General features: G+C 66.7%; 19 protein-coding genes and 1 pseudogene. 9 read left to right on the forward strand and 11 right to left on the reverse strand.

Annotated elements, in window-relative coordinates; genetic code table 11:
• Positions 1-301: 301 nt before the first annotated feature.
• The 4 genes and pseudogenes from AC1AZA_RS03845 to AC1AZA_RS03860 form a co-directional block, all read left to right on the forward strand.
• Positions 302-1012, forward strand: coding sequence for an SDR family oxidoreductase (locus AC1AZA_RS03845; RefSeq protein ID WP_476513412.1), 711 nt, complete (start codon positions 302-304; stop codon positions 1010-1012).
• Between the two features lie 159 nt (positions 1013-1171).
• A complete protein-coding gene (locus AC1AZA_RS03850; RefSeq protein ID WP_476513413.1) occupies positions 1172-1468 on the forward strand; it encodes a DUF2089 family protein in 297 nt (98 codons plus the stop codon).
• A gap of 244 nt (positions 1469-1712) precedes the next feature.
• On the forward strand, positions 1713-2204 hold the full coding sequence (locus tag AC1AZA_RS03855; protein WP_476513414.1) for a hypothetical protein: 492 nt from the start codon (positions 1713-1715) through the stop codon (positions 2202-2204).
• Positions 2205-2320: 116 nt separating this feature from the next.
• Positions 2321-2494, forward strand: a pseudogene (locus tag AC1AZA_RS03860) (SDR family NAD(P)-dependent oxidoreductase); the annotation flags it as partial.
• 89 nt (positions 2495-2583) lie between these two features.
• On the opposite strand, the gene AC1AZA_RS03865 reads toward AC1AZA_RS03860, so the two are convergent.
• Together AC1AZA_RS03865 and AC1AZA_RS03870 are read right to left on the reverse strand one after the other, a co-directional pair.
• Positions 2584-3789, reverse strand: a complete 1206-nt coding sequence (locus AC1AZA_RS03865; RefSeq protein ID WP_476513415.1) for a HipA domain-containing protein — start codon at positions 3787-3789, stop codon at positions 2584-2586.
• A complete protein-coding gene (locus tag AC1AZA_RS03870) occupies positions 3786-4100 on the reverse strand; it encodes a helix-turn-helix domain-containing protein (protein WP_476513416.1) in 315 nt (104 codons plus the stop codon). Before AC1AZA_RS03870 ends, AC1AZA_RS03865 begins: the two co-directional genes overlap by 4 nt.
• Before the next feature lie 173 nt (positions 4101-4273).
• Here AC1AZA_RS03870 and AC1AZA_RS03875 point away from each other — a divergent pair, with 173 nt between their 5' ends.
• Positions 4274-6391, forward strand: coding sequence for a DEAD/DEAH box helicase (locus tag AC1AZA_RS03875; protein WP_476513417.1), 2118 nt, complete (start codon positions 4274-4276; stop codon positions 6389-6391).
• A 178-nt stretch (positions 6392-6569) separates the two neighbouring features.
• On the opposite strand, the gene AC1AZA_RS03880 is transcribed toward AC1AZA_RS03875, so the two are convergent.
• The 3 genes from AC1AZA_RS03880 to AC1AZA_RS03890 form a co-directional block, all read right to left on the reverse strand.
• A complete protein-coding gene (locus AC1AZA_RS03880) occupies positions 6570-7208 on the reverse strand; it encodes an SGNH/GDSL hydrolase family protein (RefSeq protein ID WP_476513418.1) in 639 nt (212 codons plus the stop codon).
• A 71-nt stretch (positions 7209-7279) separates the two neighbouring features.
• Complete coding sequence (locus AC1AZA_RS03885) at positions 7280-8104, reverse strand: SDR family NAD(P)-dependent oxidoreductase (RefSeq protein ID WP_476513419.1); 825 nt, start codon at positions 8102-8104, stop codon at positions 7280-7282.
• 12 nt (positions 8105-8116) lie between these two features.
• A complete protein-coding gene (locus AC1AZA_RS03890; protein WP_476513420.1) occupies positions 8117-9043 on the reverse strand; it encodes an isoaspartyl peptidase/L-asparaginase family protein in 927 nt (308 codons plus the stop codon).
• A gap of 310 nt (positions 9044-9353) precedes the next feature.
• Between AC1AZA_RS03890 and AC1AZA_RS03895 the strand changes: the two genes are divergently transcribed.
• Positions 9354-10241 (forward strand): DMT family transporter, encoded by an 888-nt coding sequence (locus AC1AZA_RS03895; protein ID WP_476513502.1) that lies wholly within the window; start codon positions 9354-9356, stop codon positions 10239-10241.
• Between the two features lie 27 nt (positions 10242-10268).
• Here AC1AZA_RS03895 and AC1AZA_RS03900 read toward each other — a convergent pair whose 3' ends face one another.
• The 4 genes from AC1AZA_RS03900 to AC1AZA_RS03915 form a co-directional block, all read right to left on the reverse strand.
• Entirely contained in the window at positions 10269-11525 is a 1257-nt protein-coding gene (locus AC1AZA_RS03900) for an alpha-amylase family protein (protein WP_476513503.1), read from the reverse strand.
• A 183-nt stretch (positions 11526-11708) separates the two neighbouring features.
• On the reverse strand, positions 11709-12773 hold the full coding sequence (locus AC1AZA_RS03905) for a class C sortase (protein ID WP_476513421.1): 1065 nt from the start codon (positions 12771-12773) through the stop codon (positions 11709-11711).
• A 125-nt stretch (positions 12774-12898) separates the two neighbouring features.
• Positions 12899-14578: an acetolactate synthase large subunit gene (locus AC1AZA_RS03910; RefSeq protein WP_476513422.1), complete on the reverse strand. Its 1680-nt coding sequence runs from the start codon at positions 14576-14578 to the stop codon at positions 12899-12901.
• Between the two features lie 75 nt (positions 14579-14653).
• The gene (locus AC1AZA_RS03915; RefSeq protein ID WP_476513423.1) at positions 14654-16195 is read right to left on the reverse strand and encodes an L-serine ammonia-lyase; all 1542 of its coding nucleotides are present in this window, start codon (positions 16193-16195) and stop codon (positions 14654-14656) included.
• A 219-nt stretch (positions 16196-16414) separates the two neighbouring features.
• Between AC1AZA_RS03915 and AC1AZA_RS03920 the strand changes: the two genes are divergently transcribed.
• A complete protein-coding gene (locus tag AC1AZA_RS03920) occupies positions 16415-17257 on the forward strand; it encodes an alpha/beta hydrolase (RefSeq protein WP_476513424.1) in 843 nt (280 codons plus the stop codon).
• Positions 17258-17366: 109 nt separating this feature from the next.
• Here AC1AZA_RS03920 and AC1AZA_RS03925 read toward each other — a convergent pair whose 3' ends face one another.
• Positions 17367-17786, reverse strand: a complete 420-nt coding sequence (locus tag AC1AZA_RS03925; RefSeq protein ID WP_476513425.1) for a glycerophosphodiester phosphodiesterase — start codon at positions 17784-17786, stop codon at positions 17367-17369.
• A 346-nt stretch (positions 17787-18132) separates the two neighbouring features.
• Positions 18133-19404 (reverse strand): glycoside hydrolase family 3 N-terminal domain-containing protein, encoded by a 1272-nt coding sequence (locus AC1AZA_RS03930; RefSeq protein WP_476513426.1) that lies wholly within the window; start codon positions 19402-19404, stop codon positions 18133-18135.
• Positions 19405-19504: 100 nt separating this feature from the next.
• Here AC1AZA_RS03930 and AC1AZA_RS03935 point away from each other — a divergent pair, with 100 nt between their 5' ends.
• Positions 19505-22774, forward strand: a complete 3270-nt coding sequence (locus tag AC1AZA_RS03935) for a UPF0182 family membrane protein (protein WP_476513427.1) — start codon at positions 19505-19507, stop codon at positions 22772-22774.
• Positions 22775-22867: 93 nt separating this feature from the next.
• Positions 22868-23395 (forward strand): N-acetyltransferase family protein, encoded by a 528-nt coding sequence (locus AC1AZA_RS03940; RefSeq protein ID WP_476513428.1) that lies wholly within the window; start codon positions 22868-22870, stop codon positions 23393-23395.
• Positions 23396-23516 lie beyond the last annotated feature (121 nt).

The following is a 23516-nucleotide window of genomic DNA, read 5'->3' on the forward strand; positions in this document are numbered from 1 at the left end:
CAGCCCGTGCTCCTTGTCCGTGCTTGTGCTCGTGCTCGTGCTTCGCCCGTCCGCCCGTTTCTTCCATTCGGTCCAACCTGTGCCCCCTAATTCGCAGCTTGGACCGATCGAGTGAAGAATCGGCCTCCGAAGGGCTGTTTTTCCGCATGATCGGTCCAAGCTGCGCGGAAAGGCATGCAGGTTGGACCGATCATGCGAAAAGCGGAGTCTCCATAGGCGGCGTCGTACCGGTTCGATACACTGGGCGCAACGCGCGGCGGACCAGTCAGGCGGCCGCGGAGGGCGACGCAGGGAGGCGGCCATGAGGTATGCGGACGGCAAGGCGATGGCGATCGTGACGGGCAGTGCCAGAGGGCTTGGCTACGAGCTTGCGCGCCAGCTCATCGAGCGCGGCTGGTTCGTGGCCGGCGTCGACTTCGACGAGGAGCGCCAGCTCGAGCTCGCCAAGGAGTTTCCCGCGGATTCGTATCAGGCGTACGTGGGCGACGTGTCCGACGAGATCTTCGCCAAGAGCACGCTCGCCGCCGTCTCCCGTCTCGGGCACGTGGACCTGCTCGTCAACAACGCCGGCCAGCCCTCGTTCAAGGCGCCGACGGCGTACGGGGCCGCGGACGTGGACCGTTGCCTCAAGGGTCTGAAGGGCATGATCCTGTGGAGCGTGGAGACGCTCAAGGCGTGCGAGGAGCAGGATCTCAAGATCGCCAACGTGATGAGCACCGCTGCCACGCGCGGCAATCCGAACGAGTCCGTGTACTGCGCCGCCAAATGGGGGGAGAGGGGCTACACGCAAAGCCTCAAGGCCGCATACAAGGGTTCGAGCGTGAAGGTGGTGGGCGTGTACCCCGGTGGCATCGACACCGATTTCTACCGCGACAGCCACGATTACGTGTCGACCGAGAAGCAGCATACGTTCATGAGTCCCGCCGAGCTGGCCGGGGTGATTTTGTTCAACCTCGTCAACGAGGCCAACCTCACCGTTTCGGACGTCCTCATCGAGCGCAACTACCGGTAAGGCGGGCGGATGCGCGGCCGGGGGGGCGCTGCGAGGGCTTTGAGACGAAGGCTTGCATGGAGTTGACAGACAGGACAAAGTTTAATATTATTGAAATATAACTCAAGAAAGTGAAAATAGAAATTCAATATCGCATGAAAGAAGGTGAATATTTTCTGAATGGCTCGTGATATGCCGCTGTGGGTGACGGAACTGGGCGATGAGGATCTTGTCTTCGTGAAGCGGTTTGTTCTGGCTTCCGGGTCGTTGAAGGCGATGGCCAAGGCGTATGGCGTGTCGTATCCGACGATCAGGCTTCGCCTCGATCGCGTCATCGATAGGATCCAGGCGCTCGACGGTTCGCGCGAGGACGCATATATTGCCCTCATCAAGCAGATTGCGCTTGACGGCGGCATGGACGTGAATGCGGCCCGGACCCTGATTGCCGCGTATCGCAAGGAAAAGGAGGAAAGATGAACATCTCACCCGATATGATTGTCTTCGCCGTTGTGACCATCGCCGTGTGCGTGGGTGTTGTTGTTGCAGTCATTTACGTTCTGTTTCGATGGTTGCGCGCAATGAAATGTGCTCGGTCGCGGAATGTCAATGACGTCGATAAGTCGGTTATTCAAGATCTGTAGTGGTTATATGATCTCGCAAAGGAGCGAATCGTGAAAAATTTACTCAAGCTGTTGCGTTTTTATGCGCGTTGATTATGTCCATGATGATGTGGTCCGCGCCTGCGTCTGCCTTGGAATCATCAGGCAATGCTGAGACCGTCGGAATAGCATCTTTGTCTTTTGACCTTGATGATCGAAGGCCTCATGAAAAAACGATTGTTTTGCCTGATGGTAATGTTGCCCGTTTTGGTGCTGAGCCAGTTGGCGCCTTGTCCCGTTCGCTGTCCGGCGTTTGGCGCGTATGGGGAGAAAATGGACTTGCTTATATGGAGTACTACATGGAGCTCGCGCCTTCGGGTAGTTATACCAGAGTGGTAAACACATGGGGACTTGTTGTTAGGGGGCGTCTTACTGGAATAGAGAATGAAAGGATCAACATTCCTCGACGTTACGAGACTGTTTGGTATCCTGCTATTGTGGAAGGATATGCAAAATTTAATTATTTTGGTAATCAGTGGGTTTCATTATGGACTCAGACCGGCGGAGTTCGGGCAAAGATCAAAAATAATGTGGTGACCACTGAACTGTATTAATCATATTTAGCTGTAGTGTGGCCCAATGAGTATTGACAGTTATACCTTGCGAGGATCAATACGCATTGGGCCATAATGTATTGTTTACGTGGCGTGGGAGTGTGGGCTCTATCCGGTACCCCGGTGGCATCGACACCGATTTCTACCGCGACAGCCACGATTACGTGTCGACCGAGAAGCAGCATACGTTCATGAGTTCCGCCGAGCTGGCCGGGGTGATTTTGTTCAACCTCGTCAACGAGGCCAACCTCACCGTTTCGGACGTCCTCATCGAGCGCAACTACCGGTAAGGCGGGCGGATGCGCCAAGGCATCTCATCGTCGGCTGGATCACACACAATGAAACCGGACCACGATGGGGCATAGGAACCGGCTCCGCCTCATTTGGGAGCGATGGGTCGGATCGATTCGTTGGCCTTGGCCCAGCAGGTCTTGAGACGATCGCTGACTGCGGGCTCGCAGTCAGCGAGAGCGGTATCCATGTTATGCAGTACCAGACCAGCCATGTGCCGGGCCATGTCTGCTGCGCGTTCCCCGTCCATGCCATGCCGTTCGGCCAGCGCCTCCCAATGGCTGGGGACGGTCCATTCCGCGAACTGGGCGTCCTCGTCCAACGGCATGGCGAGTTCCTGATCGAACTGGACCCAGAAGCGTGTGGCGACCGCATCGTAGACCGGTGACAGTCGGAGTCCCGTTCCGGGATCGAGCAGCAGGGAATAGTTCTTTGCGTGGGCGTCGCTGTCGGCGGAGGAGACGTTGAACGCGAGCCGCTCCATCCATTGCCAAGCCAATCTCTGACTCGGGTCCGCGCCGAGCAGCAGGTCAAGGCAATCGTCGACGGTAGGCTCGTATTTCTCGCGGGCGGGGCGACCCATCGCCTGCTGGAAGTCCTCCTGACGAATGCGCAGGATCCGTCCCCGTTCGATCCGGCGATCGAACCGTTCAACGAGATATGCCTCCCTGCCCTCGACGGACAGAACGCCATGCTCGGGCACCGGCAAACCGCATAATTCGGCAAGCCGCATGGTGGCGGTCTCCACCTGAAGCAGCTCGGGAAGGGAATCGGGCGACGGCTTGACGATATGCGTTGACGGCAGAGACGCGGAAGGCCAATACCAGTGCCCGTCGATCATGGTCAGCGTGAACTTGCCCTGTGAGCCGCCCAACGAGAACCTGCACGGGGTCTGTTCGTCCCACCAGTAGTTGCGGAGGCGGCCAATGCGGTCGATGTCGTTGGCGATTTCGTCGTCGTCGGCTCTGCGAATAATCGTTGCGGCGACGGGTGAGTTCTCGGTGCTGGTGAAGGTGAGTCCTCCGGTTGCGTCGACTCCCTCAAGAAGGTCGAACGGGTCCGTGGATTCCGTATGCAGACGCGATCTCATGGCCTCGCGGACGTTGGGGTTGTCGGGCAGAAGATTGTCAAGGAAATTTGCGGGCGCATCCCCGCCCCAGCCTCCGCGGCGGGGAAGACTGAGGCTGATCGGCAGCCCGTCCTCCGCGGAATCGTATGCGAAGGAAATGGCTCCCGATTCCTCGGTGAAGACGCCGATGTGACGGTCGTTCTGCCATGCATGCAAGGTTCTCATAGGGAGGCCCCCGCGTATTCGGCCGGATAGGTTTCGGTCCGGATGTCCAGTGCGGCGAATATGCGATCCGCGTCGCGTATCCGTACGGGACGGCGGCCCAGCATGTTGCGGACCGTCGTTTCGGACGTTCCCGACAGTCTGGATAACTCCGCTTCGGTGATGTTGCCTGCCTTCATGCGTGCCAGTACCGTGCGCTGCACGGACTCCATGTCGGGCAGGAACGATACGGGGTTCGGGGTTGATTCCCGGACGGCGTCGTCGTAGAAGGTCAGTCCGTTGAACTTGCTCAGATCGATGCCGATGGTCTTCATGCTCGGGCCTCCCGTCCTTAACGGTCGATGGTAGCTCGGCCCGTCGTCCGCCGCGGGCGGTCCGAGCGACAGTGTGCGGGCGCGACGCGCCGAAGATCGGGCCTTCACGCTATACTTGTGAGGTTTGCGCAATGAGCGCGAATTTGCTGACATTCTTGACATGAAAGGCCATTGTGCCCACTACCGATACGTTACCGTTCGGGGCGACCGACCCCGACCATTCCATCACCTTCGCCGAACTCGGCGTGCCGGAGCCGCTGCTGCGCGTGCTCGCCGCCGACGGCAAGACCGAGGCGTTCCCCATCCAGGCGGACACCCTTCCCGACTCCCTCAACGGGCGCGACATCCTGGGCCGCGGCCGCACCGGATCCGGCAAGACGCTCGCCTTTTGCATTCCGCTCGCCGCCCGCCTGTGCGAGGTCACCGTGACCCCGGACCTGACCATGGCCGAATACCGCAAGCGTCTCAAGAACGTGTACCACCGCCATCTCGAGGAACGCGTGGAGGAGGGGCGTGATTTCACGCCGCATCCGCGCGGCCTCATTCTCGCCCCCACGCGCGAGCTGGCCAACCAGATCAACGAGGTGCTCGACCCGCTCGCCCGCATGGCCGGCCTGATGGCCACCGTCATCTACGGCGGCGTGAAGCAGAACCGTCAGGTGCGCGAGCTCAAGGCCGGCGCGGACATCGTGGTGGCCTGCCCGGGCCGCCTCGAGGATCTGCTGCGCCAGAAGATGCTCACGCTTTCCGCCGTGGAGATCGCGGTGATCGACGAGGCCGACGAGATGGCGGATATGGGCTTTCTGCCGCCGGTGCGCCGCCTGCTCTCGCAGATCCGCCCCGACGCGCAGCACATGCTGTTCTCCGCCACGCTCGACCATGGCATTGACGATCTGGTGCGCGAGTTCCTGCGCGACCCCAAGACCCATAGCGTGGACGAGCCGACCGCCGTGGACGGTGCGATGACCCAGCACGTGTTCGAGGTAGACAAGTCGGACAAGCCTGAGGTGGTGCGTGCGCTCGCATCCGGCAAGGGCCGGCGCATCCTGTTCACGCGCACCAAGTTCCAGGCCAAGAAGCTCGCCACAAGCCTGACGCATCACGGCATCCCGGCCGCGGAACTGCACGGCAACCTCTCGCAGAACCAGCGCGACCGCAACCTCAATGCCTTCGAATCGGGCGAGGTGAACGTGTTGGTCGCCACCGACGTGGCCGCGCGAGGCATCGACGTAAGCAACGTGGAACTCGTGGTGCAGGTGGACCCGCCGGAGGACCCGAAGTCGTTCGTGCACCGGTCCGGGCGCACCGCGCGCGCTGGGCACTCCGGGGATGTGGTGACGCTGGTGACGCCGGACGTGCGGCGCAAGGCACGCCGCATGCTGCACGAGGCCGGCATCGTGGTCAAGTCCGTTGCGGTCCGCCCCGACTCCCCGGAGGTGCTGGAGCTCATTGGCGAACGCGCGGAGCTCGTCGAAGGCTGGACCCTCGGGGGTGCCCAGTCCGGGCGCGCCGATCGCGGCGGCAATGCTGCGGGCGGGCGCGGCGGCAAGGGCAAGGCCGCCAAGCCGGCGAAGAAGTTCGGCGGCAAGCGGCGTGGCGCCGAGCGCGCTGAGCGTGCCGAGCGCACGGCGGCCGCATCCGATCAGGCCGAGTTCGCCGCCGACGCACGGTCGTTCGACGCCCTGAGCATCGGCGACTTTGCGGGCGGTGTGCAAGCCGATGCCGAGTCCGCGGCCACCACTGGTGATGAGACCGAATCCGAGGCCAAGGCGCTGCGCCACCTGCCGAAGGACGATGCGCGTGCGATGAGCCCGTCCCGTCGCCGTCACCGTCACGAGCCGCGCGTCAGAACGTCGAAGACGGCAGAGGACGCCCGCTCCCGCAACCGGAATGACGATGGCGAAGCCGGACACGGCGAACCGCAGCGCCGGCCCGCATGGAAGGCGCCGCACCGCCGTCACGGCAACGACCGTGGATTCGCGCGCGCCGATCGCGGCGAGGATCGGTCCCGCGGCGGCCGTTCGGAGCGTAACGGCTCCCGTTCCGATTCCCGCGGTGATTCGCGTACCGATATGCGCAAGGGCTCCCGTGATGGCGAGGAGCGTTACGGCAAGCGCATCCACCGCCATGACGAGAACCGCATCGTGCGCGACGAACGCTCGGAGGACGTCAAGCGCCACGAGCGCCGCATGGCAGCCAAGTACGGCAGCGGCCGGCGTGACGGCAACGCCGGTCCCCGCCGCCACCGCGGCAAGGTGTTTGCCAAGCGCGCGCCCTTCCGTGTGCGCTGAATCCGAGTTGCCTGCGCGCCCTTCCGCGTGCGCTGAACGGTAGCAGTGCGTACGGTAAAGGCCCGGCGTCCCCTTCCAATCGGCAGGGGACGCCGGGCCTTTGCGTTGCGGCCTTTGCATTGCGGCGAGCTCAACGCATGGTTGCCGCGGCGTGCAATTGACTCGGCGTGCGATCTCCTCAGCGCGCGTCGGCCAGCAGCACGTCCGCTATGGCCCGGGCCAGACGGGCGTGGCTGTCCGCCTCCATGTGCAGCTTGTCGCGGTCGGACGGTTCGGCCACCTCGGAGGCGTCCAGAAACAGTAGGCCGCGCTCCTCGGCCACTTCACGGTAGTAGCGCGCAAGCCGGTGCGAGTGTTCCACGGCGTCCTCGGCGAACCCCACGTACGGGCTTTCCGCAATGCCGGGCTTCACGTGGATGGGCGAGACGAGCAGCACCTTGGGGGCCGGTCCGCAGCCGCCGTACGGGTAGTCGAGGATCGCGTCGCACACCATGGCCGCGCCGGCCGCGATGGTGCGCGGGGAGGCGTGGAAGATCTCCTTGAGGTCGTTGGTCCCGAGGCTCACGATCGCGTAGTCCAGCGGCCGCTGCGACTGCAGGACGATCGGCAGGGCCCCGATGCCGTCGCGCTTGGGTTCGAGCGGATTGACGAACACCGTGGTGCGTCCGCCCATGCCTTCCTCGATCACACGCCAATCGGGGCCGAGCAGTTCGGTGAGACGGCCGGTCCAGCGCACGTCGAACGGGTGACGCGTACCCGGACGGGCCGGATCGGTGCCGAAGGTGTTGGAATCGCCGAAGCACAGGACGTTCTTCATCGTCGTTGATCTCCTTGTCGTTGCTGTTGCCGCATCCATCGTAATGCCCGGTCCGGCGGCGCCCGCGCGGTTTACCTGATTTGCCCGCGCCGACCGCGGGAATGCCGACTTCCCGGATTCCCGCCGTTCATGAACGCGGCGATCCGCCTGTTCAACGCGCGGGGCAGTGCACGTTCGGCGAACGCGCCGGCCTTCGCGGTCGGCCCGTGGTAGCTCAGCACGGACCCGCGCATGGTCCGCCGCCATGCGAACCGGGCCAGCGAGGCCGCAGAGGCCGGGCGGGTCATGGTGAAGAAGTTGCGGCCGGACATGTGCGCCGCCTGCTCGAACCCGGTGACGGTGGGTCCGGGGCAGACCGTGGTGACTGTGACGCCCGTGCCGCGCAGCTCGTACGCCAGCGCCTCGCCGAGCGACCGCACGAACGCCTTGGTGGCGAAGTACATGGCCATGTACGGGCCGGCCATGGTGGCGGCCACCGAGGCTATGTTGAGTATCCTGCCGTGTCCGCGCGCTCGCATGTCCCGACCGTAGCGGTAGGAGAGTTCGGCCAGCGCCGCCATGTTGACCTGCATCATCGCGCGCTGACGTTCCCAGTCGGCGTCCAGAAAGCCCGTCCATTCGGCGAATCCGGCATTGTTGACGAGCACGTCCACGGCGAGCCCTGCGGCCGCCGTGCGCTCATGGAGCCGCCGGGCCGCGTCCGGTTCGGCCAAGTCCAGTGCGATGGTCGTGATGTGCACGCGATCGCCGCAGTCGCGTGCGATGGCCTGCGCCACGGCGGCGAGACGGCGTTCGCTGCGGGCCGTAAGGATCAGGTCGTAGCCGTCTCGCGCGGCAAGCAACGCCAGTTCGCGGCCGATGCCGCCGGTCGCCCCGGTGATCAGTGCGGTCGCCATGATGGCCCTCCTTCAGGCTTCCACGCCCGAGCCGGACGCGTCCATCCAGCCCCGGTTCATCATTTCGCTGTTGAAGGCGAACACGCCGGAACCCTGCGCCGGCACGACGATCATGCCGCCGTCGCCATGGTGCCGTGCCACGCCGTCCAACGCGGCCGCGGCGGCGTCCGGTGCGGACTGACCGGCGAAGCGCATGCGGTCGGCCACCTCGTGCGCGGCGACCTCCTTCATGAACGCCTCGCCGATGCCCGTGCAGGAGACCGCGGCCACACCGTCCGCCGCGTACGTGCCGCAGCCCGGCAGGGGCGAGTCGCCCACGCGCCCGGGCAGCTGGTTGGTGATGCCTCCGGTGGACGTGCCCGCCGCCACGTGCCCGGCCGCATCCCGCGCCACCGCGCCGACCGTGCCGTGCTTCTCCCACTCGTCGCCCTCCGCCTGCGCGCGGGCCAGCGAACGCCGCCGCGCCTCGGTCACGAAGTACGCCGGATCCTCGGTCTCAACGCCCCACGCGGCAAGCTGGCCGCCGTCCGGATGCGCGAACAGGACGTGCTTGGTACGCTCCTTGACGGCGCGCGCGGCGTCGATCGGGTGACGCGCCACGGTCACGCCGGCCACCGCGCCTGCCTCGCCGTCCGCTCCGGTCATGAGGCATGCGTCCATCTGCGCCCGGCCTTCGCTGGTCAGCGCCGCGCCGCGGCCCGCGTTGAACTCCTCGGCGTCCTCCATGACGCGGATTGCCGCGCACACCGCATCCGCCGCCGGGGCACCCTGCGCCAGCAGCGCCCATCCGGCCTCCAACGCCCGGCGAAGGTCGCGTTCGACCCGTTCCCGGCACTCCGGCGTGGAGTTGGGACCGTACGAGCCGGCGCCCCCGTGCACCAGCAGCAGCGGGCCGGATGCGGCTCCCACGGTCTGACGGACGACGATCGGCGGATTCATGTGCGCTCCTTCGGCGATGGTTCCTCGAATATCATCCCAGCCTAGTCGCAGCGGCCTGTTTCCGTCCGGCGGCATTGCGCCATGCGGGCGTGCGCCGGACGTGCATCGGGCGTGTATGGGGCGGCGGACGGGCCGGAATTCGTTATAATGGCGGCTGCAACGAGGCGAGAAGGCGAGGAGCGCGATGAAGGACGGCATGCGGCCGACGACGGACCGGCGGGCACCCGAGGCGGCATCCACGGACCGGGCAGAGGAGCGCAAAGCAGGGGAGCGTACGGCGGGGAGTCACGGTACGGAACGGCGGGCGACGATGGAACGCACCCCGCGCGGCATCCTGATCGGCTCGGTCCTCACGCTGCTCGGCGGCGCCCTGTGGGGCGTCAACGGTACCGTGTCCAAGATCCTCATGGACGCCTACGGCCTGAGTCCCGAATGGATCGCCTGCGTGCGCCAGCTCGCCGCCGGGGCGATCTTCCTCGCCTGCGCCGCCGCGGCCACGCCCCGGCTGCTCGCCGGCGCCGTGCGGGACCGGCGCTCCTGGCCAGGTTTCCTCTCCAGCGCACTCGTGTGCGTGCTGCTCGTGCAGGTCGCCTATCTCAATTCCATCAACGCCACGAACTCCGGCACCGCCACCGTGCTGCAGGCGCTCAATCTGCTGTTCGTGCTGCTGTACACGTGCGTGCGTTCCCGGCGCGGACCCCATGCGCGCGAGACGGTCGGCGTGGCGCTGGCGCTCATCGGCGTGATGCTCATCGCCACCGGCGGCAATCTCGGCACGCTGAGTCTGCCGGCCGCGGGACTGGCGTGGGGACTCGTCAACGCGCTGTCCACCGCGGCGCTGCCCATCATGCCGCTGAAGCTCATCGACCGGTGGGGCGCCTTCACCGTCAACGGCATCATGTTCGTGGCCTCCGGACTGGCGATGCTGCCGTTCGTCCGCCCGTGGTCGTCCGTGCCCCCGCTGGACGCGGCCGGATGGGGGCTCATCGCGTTCACCGTGGTCGGCGGCACGTTCGGCGCGTTCTGGCTGTTCCTCGTCGGCTCTGCGAAGGCCGGTCCGATGCGCGCCACCATGCTCGGCACCGTCGAGCCGGTCATGGCGACCGTGTCCGCGGTGTGGTGGACGGCCGCGGTGTTCACGCCCACCGACCTGACGGGCTTCGCGCTCATCATCGTCATGGTGTTCCTGATCCGCTGACCGGGCGTCGGCCGGCCGTGCGCCCGGTCAGCCCGCGAAATGGTACAGTGTGCGCCCGCTGGCCGGATCGGTGATCGTGACCGACGACGTCGGCCCCAGCGTGAGCTCCGTGACGATCTGCTCGCCTTCCCCGGCCCCGACCGACCGGTAGCGATACCGGCGGTTTTCCAGCAGCAGCTTCTCCGTGCGTGCGTTCACCAGCCACGGGTGTTGCCGGCGCAGGGCGATGAGCGCCTGATGCGCACGGTACATCCATGCGCCCAGTGGTGAAAGGTCAGCGGGGAAGTGGGGGAAGGCGGGGCGTACGGCGTCGTCGCCCCCGAGCCGGTCCTCCTTGACGCCTGTGTACGCCTGTTCGTCGCCGTAGTAGACGCTCGGCACGCCGCCCGCGGTCATGAGCACGGCGAGTGCGAGCACGGCCCGCTGCGCGCCGACTGCCGAGGCGATGCGCGTCACGTCGTGGTTGCCGATGAACGTCTGCGGCGTGAACGCATCCAGGAATGCGTTGTGCCGCGTGAGATTCCAGTCCAGCTCGAAGAGATTCTCCGTGGCGATGCTGTTGCGGATCGACTTCCACAGCTCGTACTGGGTGACCGAGTCCATGCCGGAGTCGCGCACGATCGCCGCGTAGTCGCCGTGGATCACCTCCCCGAAGATCCACGTATGGGGGTGCCTTGCGCGCACGGCCGGCAGGACGCGCCGCCAGAACGCGGGGTCGATGGCGTAGGCCGCGTCGAGCCGCCAGCCCGTGGCGCCCCGGTCGAGCCAATGGTTCATGACGCGCGCCACGTAGTCCGCGGTTCGCGGGTCCGCATGGTTGAGCGCCACCAGATCGCCGTGCCCTTCGAACACGCGGAGCTCGGGCCGGCCGTCCGCGCCGGGATGCGTGGCCACGAGCCCCGCCCACGGGCCGTTCGTATGCCCGGCGAGCGCATCCTGCACGGCCGGATGGTGCCATCCCACATGGTTGAACACGCCGTCGAGCACCAGAGCCATGCCGTGGTCGCGGCACGCTTCGGCGAGCCGGTCGAAGGCTTCGTCGCCGCCGAGCCGCACATCCACGTGGAAGTGGTCGAGCGTGTCGTAGCCGTGGGTGGAGGATTCGAAGATCGGGCCGAGCAGCAGTCCGGATACGCCCAGATCGCGCGCGTAGTCCAGCCAGTCGGCGATCGCGTCGAGCCCCCGGCCGCGGAACGTGCGCGGGCCGTCCGGACGAATGTCCGCACCCACGAAGCCCAGCGGGTAGACGTGCCACCAGATGCCGTAGCGCACCCAATCGGGCATGGCGGCGGGCTGCGGGGAGCCTGCGGAAACCCTTGCGGAAGAACCGGTCATGCGAACGAACCTCCTTCGCCTCGTGCTCCGAATCGAACGGCTTCGAGCGCGGTCACCATCCATTGTGGCAAAGAACGGGGTTTCCGGCATCCCGCGCCACGCCGCGCTGCGTCATGATACGCAGGGGAGCGTCTACAGTCTCCTCGGCCACCATGCGCCGTGACGCATGCGCCGCCACGGACGCCGGCGGATCCACAGGAACGGCAGGCCGAGCAGGAGCGGCACGGCCGTGGCCACAGCCGTCCACAGGCGCGTGTCCTTAGGCGTGTCCGCGATGTCCGGCATTTTCGCGGGGATCGGTTCGCGCACGCCGGAGACGAGCAGGCGGTGCGTGTTCACGCCGTAGGGCGTGCAGGTCATGAGCGTGACGCGATCCTCGCCGGGGACGATCTTGAGCTGGCTCGTGTCGTCCGGCTCGATCACGGTGATCCGGTCCACCTGATAGCCGAGCGTCTCGCCCATGACCTTCACGTAGAAGTAGTCGCCCACCTGCATCTCGTCCAGACGCGTGAACATGAGCGCCTCCACCAGACCGCGATGACCCGTGAGCACGGCATGCGTGTCCGTGCCGCCCACCGGCAGGCTGGAACCATACAGGTGACCGGAGCCGGAGGCGAGTACGCGCTCGGACGTGCCGTGGTAGATCGGCAGGTCCACGGAGATCTTCGGGATCACGATCGAGCCCATCACTCCGCTGCCTGCATCGAGCAGGCTCTGGTATTCCGTGTCCTTGCTGGCCTGCGAATCCTCCTCGCGTGCCTGGGAGCCGCCCGCCGCCGCGGTGAATGGGTCGATCGCCTCGCCCATCACAGGCTGGCCGGACGTGGCGAGCCTGCGGTTGTACGCCTGCGCGGCCTCGAATGCGAGCTCAGCCTGCGGGTACGGCCATCCCATCACCTTGGATTCGGCCTGTTGCGCGGTACTGGCGAGTCTGGACTGCGACTGGTATTGCAACGCCAGCGGGAAGCCGCCCACGCCTACGGCGGCCAGCAGCAGCAGAATGGTGATGATGCGCATCGCGATGAGCTGACGCCTCAGGGAACGTTGCGTGCGGGCCACGTCGGAGATGTCGGTCGCCTCGTCGAACGGCGTGGGCGTCCATGACTCCTTCGCGCGCGATCCGCCTGCCTTTCCGCGCGCGTCTTCGCCGCTCTCGCCGTCGCGCGCGCGTCCCCGTTGCCTCGCATGTCGAACCACTGTGCCGCCACCCTTTCGATCGGCCCCCATTCTAGCGTAGCGAGCGGGCAGAGCCGTACCCCCGTCGGTCATGGTCCGCGCGACGGCGAAGAGAACCGGCGAACGGGGTGTGCGGGGGAGGGGGGTCAGGAGCCGAAGTCGATGTCGCCCAGCTTGTCGATGAGCCGCATGTTCTCCCGGTAATCCACCGGGCAGGCGATGATGTCCACGCCGGAACCGGAGCGCAACGCGGACCGCAGCACCGGGTAGAGCTCGTCCGCCGCGGTGATCTCGTGACCCTTCGCACCGAAGCTGGATGCCAGTTCCACCACGTCCGGGTTGCCGAAGTCCACGTACTCGTGGCTGCCGTCGTGGATGTCCATCTTCCACTTGATCAGCCCGTACGCCTCGTCCACCCACACGAGCACCACCATGCGGGCGCCCACGCGTACCGCCGTCTCCAGCTCCTGCACGTTCATCATGAAGCTGCCGTCGCCCATCACCGCGAGCACGGGCCGGCCCGGATGCCCGAGCGAGGCGGCCACCGCGCCGGGCAGCGTCCACGCCATGGTGGACAGCGAGTTGTCGATCACGCAGGTGTTCGAATAGTACGTGGGGTACAGACGGGCCATCCACATCTTTAGGGCGCCGGTGTCCACGAGCGTGATGTCCGTGTCGGTCTCCATGGCCCGGCGGGTGTCGTACACCACGCGCTGGGGCTTCATGGGGAACGCGTCGTCGGTGGCGTGCGAGGTGTATTCGTCGGTGAGCAGCTCGTGGATCCTCGGGTGCGATTCGTCGAAGCGTACGCCCTGCGCCTTGAGCCCGGCGATGAGCGAGGCGAGCGTCGCGTCGATGTCTCCCATGATGTTCAGCGCCGTGGAGTAGTGCGCGTCCGTGTCCTCGGCGAACGTGTTGATGTGGATGATCGTCTTGTCGTCGTTCGGGTTGATCTTCTTCGGGTCGAACTGCTGGATGGAGAAGCCCACCGCCACGATGAGATCGGCCTGGTCGAACGCGAAGTTCTCGTAGTCGTGGCGCATGAAGCCCACCACGCCGAGCGCGTTCGGGATGCGGTCGGAGATCACGCCCTTGCCTTCGAACGTGGTGGCCACCGGCACGTTGAGCTGCTCGGCCAGTGCCAGCAGGCGGTTCTCCGCATGCCCGCGCGCCACGCCGTTGCCGGCGAGGATGATCGGGTGCTTCGCGGCGGCGATGAGGTCCACGGCCTCCCCGATGGTGTCTTCCGTGGGCACGATCCGCACCGGCTTGGGCAGCGGCAGCGGTTTGGCGCCTTCGAGCGCGGGCATTTCGGCCACGTCCTCCGGAAGGATCAGGCAGGTGGCGCCCGGGCGCGTGCGCGTGGCGATGGAGAAGGCCTTGCGGATCATCTCCGGCACGGATTCCGGGGTCATGACCATGCTCGTCCACTGCGTGAGCGGACGGAACACGGAGACGAGATCGACGATCTGGTGCGACTCCTTGTACAGGCGGCCCACGTTGCCCTGCGCGCAGATGGCCACCAGCGGCGTGGTTCCCGCGTTGGCCTGTGCGACTGGCAGCGTGAGGTTCAGCGCGCCCGGGCCGAGCGTGGCCAGGCATACGCCGGGTTCGCCGGTCAGGTGCCCGTGCGTGGCGGCCATGAACCCCGCGCCCTGCTCGTGGCGGGTCAGGACGAACCGGATGCGCCCGTCGCGTTCGATGGCCTCCATGAGCGGGATGTTCTCCTCTCCGGGAATGCCGAACATCACGCGTACGCCCTCGTTGACGAGACATTCGACGAACAGGTCCGCCGTGGTCCTGACATGCTTGCTCTGGTCGTTCATTGCGCTCCTTGTCTCCCTCACGGGCCGATAGCATGGCACCCCTGTGTGACGCCCGTGTTTCCCGGCGGGGATCGGTCAGCACTCGACGACGTTGACCGCAAGACCGCCTTGCGAGGTCTCCTTGTACTTGCTCATCATGTCCGCGCCGGTCTGCTTCATGGTGCGGATGGCCTGATCGAGCGAGACGACGTGCGAACCGTCGCCGAGCATGGCCATGCGCGCCGCGTTGATCGCCGTGTTCGCGGCCATCGCGTTGCGTTCGATGCACGGAATCTGCACGAGACCGCCGATCGGATCGCACGTGAGTCCCAGATTGTGTTCGATGCCGATCTCCGCCGCATTCTCCACCTGCGCCGGCGTGCCGCCCAGCACCGCGCACATGCCCGCCGCCGCCATCGAACAGGCCGAACCGACCTCTCCCTGGCAGCCGACCTCCGCGCCGGAGATCGACGCGTTGCGCTTGAACAGCATGCCCACCGCGCCGGCCGTGAGCAGGAAGCGGATCACGCCGTCCTCGCTCGGGTCGTCCGCGAACAGCCAGTAGTAGTGCAGCACCGCGGGGATAATGCCCGCCGAGCCGTTCGTGGGGGCGGTGACGATCCTGCCGCCGCCCGCGTTCTCCTCGCTCACCGCGAGGGCGAACAGGTCCACCCATTCCACGGCGGACGCCCGGTCGGACAGCGAATGGCCGGGGCCTGCGGGGTTGGACGGGTCGAGCGGGTCGGCCGTGAAACGGGCATACAGCTTCGGGGCGCGCCGGGCCACGTCGAGCCCGCCGGGAAGGGTGGTTTCCTTGCTCGTGCAGCCGTGGTGGACGCATTCGCGCATGACCCGCCATACGGCGAGCAGCGACGCGCGCAGATCGGCCGCCGCCCGTGTCGCCCGCGGATCGTGCCCGTCGACCGGCATCTCCGATCCGCCCGTACGCATGGCGATCTCGTTGCGCCACACCAGATCGGCGATCGACAGCCCCTCGCGCGCGCAGACCGCCAGCATCTCCTGCGCCGAGGAGAAGGGATAGGGGACCGCCGGCGTCTCCGTTCCCGTCGGTCCTGCGTCGGACGGTTCCGGGCCGTCGGTTCGCTCTGGCTTGTCCTGCTGTCCCGGCGAGGCCGCATGTCCCGGTGCTGCCGGCTCCAGATCGGCCGGCGCGCCCTGCTGGATGAATCCGCCCCCCACGGAGAACCACACGTCGTCCGCCAGGGGACGGCCGTCCGCCGCGCTCGCCTCGAAGCGCATGCCGTTCGGATGCCGCCGCGGGGTGATCCAGCGCTCGAAGGCGATGTCACGGTCGTAGTCGAACGGTACGGCATGCCTGCCGCCCAGACGGATCGACCCCTCGCGCGCCACGCGCTCGCGGATGTGCAGCAGACCGTCGGTGTCCACGCTCTCCGGCAGCGCGCCCTCAAGTCCGGCCATCGCCGCGCGGTCCGTGCCGTGGCCCAGACCGGTGGAGGCGAGCGAGCCGTAGAGCGTAACCTTCACGCGGGCCACGTCGTCCAGCAGCCCCCGGTCCGTGAGCGAGCCGGCGAATGCGGCCGCCGCGCGCATGGGGCCGACCGTGTGCGAGGACGACGGGCCGACGCCGATCGAGAACATATCCAGCACGCTGAGCATTTCGCGGCAAACCTCCGGTCTTTTGGGACGGGAAACGACCATTCAAGGGTATGCGCGGCGGGCACGGGCGGAAACTTGCCGGCATGTCACCGGTGGCCGGAATACTGGTGGCTGTCCAATACATGGTTGCCTGCGCCGTCGCGGGCTGGCCCGGAACCGGACCGGGCGGGGCGGGCGCGGCGAGGCGTACGGCACGCCCGGCAGGGCGGAAGGAGCATCATGCGGTTTCTTGACGAGACGATCGACGGCATCGACGGCAGCAGGGCGCGTCTGCGCGGTTACGTGATCGACAATTCCGAGGCGATGGACCCGCACCGGGTGCGCCCGGCCGTGCTCATCCTGCCCGGCGGCGCCTACTCGCTCACCTCGCCGCGCGAGGCGGAGCCGGTCGCGCTGAAGATGCTCGGCTACGGCTATCAGGCGTTCGTGCTCGACTATTCCTGCGCGCCCTCGCGCTACCCGGTGGCGTTGCTTGAGACCGCGGAGGCGATGCGCCGCATCCGCACCCACGCGGACGAGTGGCACATCGACCCGAATGCGATCGTGGTGTGCGGCTTCTCCGCCGGCGGGCACGCGGCCGCGCTGTTCGCCGAACGCTGGAACGGAGCGGAGATCCGCGAGCACAGCTTCGTGCCGGAGCAAATCCGCCCGAACGGCCTGCTGCTGTGCTACCCGGTGATCACGGCCGGCGAATACGCGCACCGCGGCTCGATCAACAACCTGCTCGGACCGGAGCGCAAGGACGACCCGTACTGGCTGGACCTGATGTCCCTCGAGCGGCACGTGACGGCGGACGTGCCGCCCACGTTCCTGTGGACCACGGTGACCGATGCCGCCGTGCCGGTGCAGAACACGCTGCTGTTCGCCGAGGCGCTCATCGACGCCGGCGTGAACGTGGAGCTCCACGTGTTTCCCGCTGGCATGCACGGTTCGAGTCTGGGTACTAGGGAGACCGACGATCCCCAGGGCCGTGTGGGCAACCTCACGTGCGTGCAGGTGTGGCCCGAGCTGGCCGATCGGTGGATTCAGGGCCGGTTCCCCGAGGCGACCGTGTGGAAGTGAGCGGCGGGCGGCGGCCTGCCAGGCGTCTGCGAAAAAGCAAGGGCCGGTTGCCGGGAAGTCTCGTTCCCGGCAACCGGCCCTCGTGCTCATTGGACGAGCGGTGATGCGATCAGGCGTACTTGGCGGAGGCGGCGCCCTCGCGGCGGATGGTGAAGTTGCGGTTCATGCGCAGGAACATCTCGGCGCCGGCGCGGCCCACGTCGCGGTGGGTGAAGAGCATGCGGATGGCGAAGGCGGTCTTGCCGTCCTCGGACAGGTTCTTGAACGCGGCGTGCGCGTCCCAGCCGTCGGTGGCCTTCGCTGCGTCCGGCACGTAGGCGAAGCCGTAGCCGTCCTCGTTCACGTAACCCAGGAACGGCAGGTCCCATGCGTCGTGCTTGGAGAGCTCGGCCTTGTAGGCCTCCACCTCAACCAGGGCGCTGTCGGGAATGCCGAAGGACTTGGCCACCTCGTTGGCGTGGGCGGTCTTCTCCTCGGCGGACTTGGAATACCACGAGCTGTCAACTTCGATGAGCTTCTCGTTGGCCATGTGATTGCCTCCTCATGACGGAACGTCAAAAATGTTCGTTTGGAATACGTGATTCACGCTATCACCGGTGGCTGCGCCATGTCTCGGCCCATGCGGTCCGGCGGGTGAACGAGTGGTGTCAGGTACGTTAAATCGTTGAAATTGCAACGATTGTGACCTTCCCTATCTGTGAAGTCCGCAGGGGGTGATGAGGGCATCGTTGCAAACTTCAGACGGAAGCGCACAGCGCGTGTGCGGAAAACGAGCATGTTACATAGAAAGTGGACATCGCGGTGCTGCCGCCCTGCGCACCATGTAACACGTTCGTAACATTTGAAGCGCGTGCGGCTTGCGGGCGTGCATGCCGTCAGCGGGCCAGCCCCATGCGGTACTTGAGCGTCATCACGCGCACGGCGGCTGCGGCCACGCGCTGCGCGAATGACGGATCGGCCTTCGCCTTCGCAACGAGCCCGTCCATGATGGGATCTACGAAATCGCTCGCCCCGATGCACGCCAGATCCCCGCCGGCCTCGACCAGCCGCACACCCAGTTCGCCGGTCGGGATGCCGTCCAGCGCCTCGGCGGACAGCGAATCGGAGATCACCACGCCGCCGTAGCCGGACGCACCGCGCAGGTGCCCGTCCACGATCGCACGGGAGAAGGCCGCCGGCGCGGAACCGTCGACGGCCCGGTACGTGGCGAGCGACATCATCACCATCGCGGGGTCCGCCTCGCGGATCGTCCGGTCGAAGGCGGCGACCTCGGGGCCGTCCAGCGTGGTGGTCGTGTCCGTGATGCCCTCGGCCGTGAAATCCGTGTTGCCCGTGACCGCGCCGAGCCCCGGGTAGTGCTTCACCGCGCTCATCACGCCCGCGTCGCGCATGCCGTTCACGAACGCGATGGCGTGCGCGGCGTTGCCGTCCGCGTCGAGGCCGAAGTCACGGTTCAGAGCGCCGATCGGCGCGTTCGCCTTGCGCGGTCCCACAACGGTGTCCGCCACCGGCGCAAGGTCCACGTTGATGCCGGCATCGGCGAGCTGCGAACCCCAGTGCGCCGCAGAGGAGCGCAGTGCGTCCGTGCCCATGGCGCCTTGCCGCACGGCGCTCGGCATCGCGTCGAACCCCTGACCGGTCAGATGCTGCACCGTGCCGCCCTCCTGATCGGTGGCCACGATGAGCCGGTTGCCTTCCGGCGCGTACGACTGCAGAGCGTCGACCGCCTCGGCCACGCCCGCCGCGCCGGACTTCCACTTGCCGATCACGAGCACCGAACCCGCGTGGCGGTCCCGGATGAGCGCGCGCAGCGCGGAGGCGTCCGTGCCGGCGAACAGCGGGACCATGACGAGCTGCCCCACGCGCTCCTCTAGGCTCATCGTCTCCACCGCCGCCTGCGCCTTGGCCTCCGGTCCGGAGGGCGCGGCCTGCGGTGCGGACGGCTCGGAGGACGCATCCTGCGACAGCTGCCCGGGTTGCGACGGCTGTGCGGACGGCGATGGCTGTGCCGCCTCACCTGCGGCGGGGAGGCTGGCCGAGCCCGTGCCCGAGCCTCCGCATGCGGCGGCGCCCAGGCACAGGACCGCGGCGCACAGCGAGGCCGCCAGCGCGCGGGCGGTGCGACGGATGCGGAACGAGACATGCATGCTCCCGATTATGCCTTCGGTCCGCCCGGAGCGGGCCCTGAAGGCCGGCGATTTCGCCCACCGCGAGGTGAATCTCCCCGTATGCCGGTAGGCTGGCGTCATGTCTTTCTTCGATGCATTTGGCGGGATATTCGACCCGGACTACGATCCCCGCAACCCCAAGGGGCGCAACCGGCAGGGCGGCGACGACCCGATCATCATCAACGTCGAGGCCGACGGCGACTCGCAGCGCCCGTCCGGCAACGGCGGGGCCGGCGGCCCGGTGCCTCCGCAGGGTCCGCGCGTTCCGCGCATTACGCGGCAGCCGCAGCGGCCCCATGCCGGCGGCAGCAGGGTTCTGTGGGGCGTGGTCATCGCGCTCGTGGTGGTCCTTGCGCTGTTCTTCGGCCTGTCGCGCTTCATCACCGACCTCATGTGGTACGGCCAGCTCGGCTTCGCCTCCGTGGTCTGGACGCAGCTCGGCGTCAAGGTGGGCCTGTGGATCGCCTATGCACTGGTCATGGGACTGGTGACCTTCCTGTCCGCGTGGCTCGCCATCCGCGCCCGGCCGGACGCGGCGGACGGCTCCACCATCCGCGTCAACGGCGACGTGATCGAGGTCGGCAAGGGCGTCAGCTCCAAGGCCGCGGTCCGCGTGGCCGTTGTGGTCTCGCTCGTCATCGGTGTGATCTTCGGCTCCCAATTCAACGCCAACTGGTCGGAGATCCTGCTCATGTTCAACGGCCAGTCCTTCGGCGTGAAGGACCCGCAGTTCGGCATCGACAACGGTTTCTACGTCTTCGTGCTGCCCGGCCTGCAGCTCGTGGCCGGGGCGCTGTCCCTGCTGCTCGTAGTGGCGATCGTCGCCTCGCTTGCCACGCACTTCCTCATGGGCGGCATCCGCCTGCAGATGCCCATCCGCGGCAAGTCCATCCTCAACGTCACCAAGCGTGCCCGCCGCCAGCTCGGCATCTGGCTGCTGCTCAACTTCCTCATGATCGCCGTCCGGATGGTCCTCGCCATGTTCGACCAGCTCACCGCCGCCGGCGACCGCGTCACCGGCGCCACGTACGTGTCAGTGCACGCCACCATCCCCATGACCGTCGTGACGGCAGCGCTCATCGCCATCCTCGGCGTGGTGCTGGCCGCATGGATCATGACCACCAAGGCCCTCGGCGGCGCGCCTTCGGCTTCCGCAATCGAGGCGTTCCGCGTGTGGCGCACGCCGGTCGTCTCCATCGCGATCGTGGTGGTGGCCGCGCTCATCCTCAACGTGGCGTGGCCCGTGCTGCTGCAGCGTTTCAAGGTCAACCCCAACGCGCAGGAGCTCGAATCCACGTACATCCAGCGCAACATCGACGCCACCAGCGAGGCCTACGGGTTGAAGAACATCAAGGTGGAGGAATACAACGCCACCACGCAGGGCAAGTCCGGCGCGCTCGCGGAGAACGCGGACACCACCGCGCAGATCCGCCTGCTGGACCCGCAGGTGGTCTCCGCCACGTTCAAGCAGCTCCAGCAGTCCAAGCAGTACTACACCTTCGCGGACACGCTCGCCATCGACAAGTACGACGTGAACGGCGAAAGCCAGGACACGGTCATCGCCGCCCGCGAGATCAACCTCGCCGGCAACGACAACCGCAACTGGGTCAACGACCACACCGTGTACACGCACGGCTACGGCATCGTGGCCGCGTACGGCAACAAGGTGACCGCGGACGGCCAGCCCGAGTTCTTCGAAAAGGACATCCCCGCCTCCGGTGCGCTCACCGACTCGGAGAAGTACGAGCCGCGCATCTACTTCTCGCCCAACGCGCCCGAGTACTCGATCGTCGGCGCGCCCGCGGGCACCGCCTCGTGGGAGTTCGACTACCCGACCGGTTCGCAGGGCGCCACCACCACGTTCAATGGCAACGGCGGCCCGTCCGTGGGCAACATCTTCTCCCGTTTGCTGTACGCACTGCGCTTCGGCTCCGACCAGATCCTGTTCTCCGACCGCGTCACCTCCGACTCGCAGATCCTCTACGACCGCAGCCCCAAGGACCGCGTGGCCAAGGTGGCTCCCTACCTCACGCTCGACGGGCGCGTCTACCCGGCGGTGGTGGACGGGCGTGTCAAGTGGATCGTGGACGGGTACACCACGTCCGCCAACTATCCGTACTCGCAGACCGTGGACCTCGCCAGCGCTACGGAGGACTCCACCACGGAGACCTCCTCGACTATCAAGGGCTTGAACTCCCAGCAGGCCAACTACATCCGCAACTCCGTGAAGGCCACCGTGGACGCGTACGACGGTTCGGTGGACCTGTACGCGTGGAATGCGGACGACCCGGTCCTCAAGGCGTGGCAGCAGATCTTCCCGGGCCAGTACCATCCGATCTCCGAGATCTCCGGCGACCTGATGAAGCACATGCGCTACCCGGAAAGCCTGTTCAAGGTGCAACGCGAGCTGCTCGCCAAGTACCACGTGCAGAGCGCCAGCCAGTTCTTCTCCGGCGAGGACTTCTGGCAGACGCCCACCGATCCGACCGAACCGGACACGCAGCGCGCCGAGGGCGTCAAGCAGCCGCCCTACTACCTGACGCTGCAGACCGGCGGCAGCAAGGAACCGATCTTCTCGCTGACAAGCACGTTCATCCCGGCCGGCACGTCCACGCGCGAGATCCTCACCGGCTTCCTCTCCGTCGATTCCGACGCCGGCGACGAGAAGGGCGTGATCGGCCCGAACTACGGCACGCTACGGCTCATGGAACTGCCCAAGAACACCAACGTTCCCGGCCCCGGGCAGGCGCAGAACAACTTCAACGCCAACGCGGACGTGTCCAAGGAGCTCAACCTCCTGCAGTCCGGTTCCACGAACGTGGTGCGCGGCAACCTGCTGACCCTGCCCATCGGCGGCGGACTGGTGTACGTGCAGCCCGTGTACGTGCAGTCCAGCGGCTCCACGAGCTTCCCGCTCATGAAGAAGGTGCTCGTGGCGTTCGGTGACCAGGTGGGCTTCGCGGACACACTCGACGAGGCGCTCGACCAGGTGTTCGGCGGCGATTCCGGCGCCTCCGCCGGCGATGCGGCGAACTCGGACGGCAAGGAGACCACCAAGCCGCAGGTCGACGGTTCCGCCTCGACCGGTTCGGGCGCGGGCTCCTCCGGCTCCAGCGGTTCCAGCGGCGGTTCCGCGGGCTCGCCGTCCGCCTCCCCGTCCCCGTCGGCATCTCCGTCCGCTTCGGCCGGCTCCGGCTCCGCGTCCGGAAACCTCAAGCAGGCCTTGCAGGACGCCTCGCAGGCCATGAAGGATTCCGATGCGGCCATGAAGAACGGCGACTGGGCGGCTTACGGCGAGGCGCAGAAGAAGCTGCAGGACGCACTCAACAAGGCGCTCGCCGCGGATTGATCGCCCACGGATTTGCGATATTGCGCATGTGAGAGCCCGATTGCGGCCCCTCACATGCGCAATATCGCAAATTTGCTGGTTCAAGGATGATATATGACCGTTCCATACCGCATCCGCACCGCAGAGCCCGGGGACATCCCCGCCATCGCGCGCATCTACAACGCCGCGGTGACGGCCGGCGGCTCCACGGCAGACCTTGAGCCCCAGACACTCGACCAACGCCGCGCATGGGTGGAGTCGCACAGGCCGCCGTACGTGGTGGCCGTCATCGAAGACACTGCCGAGGATGCCGCAGGTGACGCCGCCGGAACGGTCGTCGGCTTCGGCGCGCTGTCCGTGTTCTACGACAGGCCCGGCTACGACGGCGTGACCGATCTGGCGTATTACATCGCCCCGGAGGCGCAGGGCAGGGGAGCGGGCACCGCGATGCTCGGCTGGCTGCTCGACGCCGCGCGTGAACGCCGCATGCGCAAGGCGATCGGCATCATCTTCGCGGACAACGCCGGCTCGGTCGCGCTCATGCACCGCTTCGGCTTCACCCGCTTCGGCCTGCTGCCCGCCGCCGCGACCGACGCCACCGGGACCATGCACGACATGTCCTACTGGTATCTGGACCTGTGACCGGGCTCCCGGCCGGGCCCCTCGCCGCCCGCGACCCGCGAAGATCGGTCCGTCCGGGTAGAATCTCATCGGTTTTTCAGGCCGCCGTGCAGTGCGGCGAGGACGACGGACGAGAGGGAGA

The sequence above is a fragment of the Bifidobacterium sp. LH_389 genome (genome assembly GCF_056357235.1).

What these genes read in the sequence shown, in the direction of transcription:
- AC1AZA_RS03885 (WP_476513419.1), bottom strand. Translation starts at nt 8,104, where the DNA reads ATGGCGACCGCACTGATCACCGGGGCGACCGGCGGCATCGGCCGCGAA.
- AC1AZA_RS03890 (WP_476513420.1), bottom strand. Translation starts at nt 9,043, where the DNA reads ATGAATCCGCCGATCGTCGTCCGTCAGACCGTGGGAGCCGCATCCGGC.
- AC1AZA_RS03940 (WP_476513428.1), top strand. Translation starts at nt 22,868, where the DNA reads ATGACCGTTCCATACCGCATCCGCACCGCAGAGCCCGGGGACATCCCC.
- AC1AZA_RS03925 (WP_476513425.1), bottom strand. Translation starts at nt 17,786, where the DNA reads ATGGCCAACGAGAAGCTCATCGAAGTTGACAGCTCGTGGTATTCCAAG.
- AC1AZA_RS03895 (WP_476513502.1), top strand. Translation starts at nt 9,354, where the DNA reads ATGGAACGCACCCCGCGCGGCATCCTGATCGGCTCGGTCCTCACGCTG.
- AC1AZA_RS03930 (WP_476513426.1), bottom strand. Translation starts at nt 19,404, where the DNA reads ATGCATGTCTCGTTCCGCATCCGTCGCACCGCCCGCGCGCTGGCGGCC.
- AC1AZA_RS03935 (WP_476513427.1), top strand. Translation starts at nt 19,505, where the DNA reads ATGTCTTTCTTCGATGCATTTGGCGGGATATTCGACCCGGACTACGAT.
- AC1AZA_RS03915 (WP_476513423.1), bottom strand. Translation starts at nt 16,195, where the DNA reads ATGCTCAGCGTGCTGGATATGTTCTCGATCGGCGTCGGCCCGTCGTCC.
- AC1AZA_RS03880 (WP_476513418.1), bottom strand. Translation starts at nt 7,208, where the DNA reads ATGAAGAACGTCCTGTGCTTCGGCGATTCCAACACCTTCGGCACCGAT.
- AC1AZA_RS03910 (WP_476513422.1), bottom strand. Translation starts at nt 14,578, where the DNA reads ATGAACGACCAGAGCAAGCATGTCAGGACCACGGCGGACCTGTTCGTC.
- AC1AZA_RS03870 (WP_476513416.1), bottom strand. Translation starts at nt 4,100, where the DNA reads ATGAAGACCATCGGCATCGATCTGAGCAAGTTCAACGGACTGACCTTC.
- AC1AZA_RS03845 (WP_476513412.1), top strand. Translation starts at nt 302, where the DNA reads ATGAGGTATGCGGACGGCAAGGCGATGGCGATCGTGACGGGCAGTGCC.
- AC1AZA_RS03855 (WP_476513414.1), top strand. Translation starts at nt 1,713, where the DNA reads ATGATGATGTGGTCCGCGCCTGCGTCTGCCTTGGAATCATCAGGCAAT.
- AC1AZA_RS03920 (WP_476513424.1), top strand. Translation starts at nt 16,415, where the DNA reads ATGCGGTTTCTTGACGAGACGATCGACGGCATCGACGGCAGCAGGGCG.
- AC1AZA_RS03900 (WP_476513503.1), bottom strand. Translation starts at nt 11,525, where the DNA reads ATGCCCGATTGGGTGCGCTACGGCATCTGGTGGCACGTCTACCCGCTG.
- AC1AZA_RS03865 (WP_476513415.1), bottom strand. Translation starts at nt 3,789, where the DNA reads ATGAGAACCTTGCATGCATGGCAGAACGACCGTCACATCGGCGTCTTC.
- AC1AZA_RS03850 (WP_476513413.1), top strand. Translation starts at nt 1,172, where the DNA reads ATGGCTCGTGATATGCCGCTGTGGGTGACGGAACTGGGCGATGAGGAT.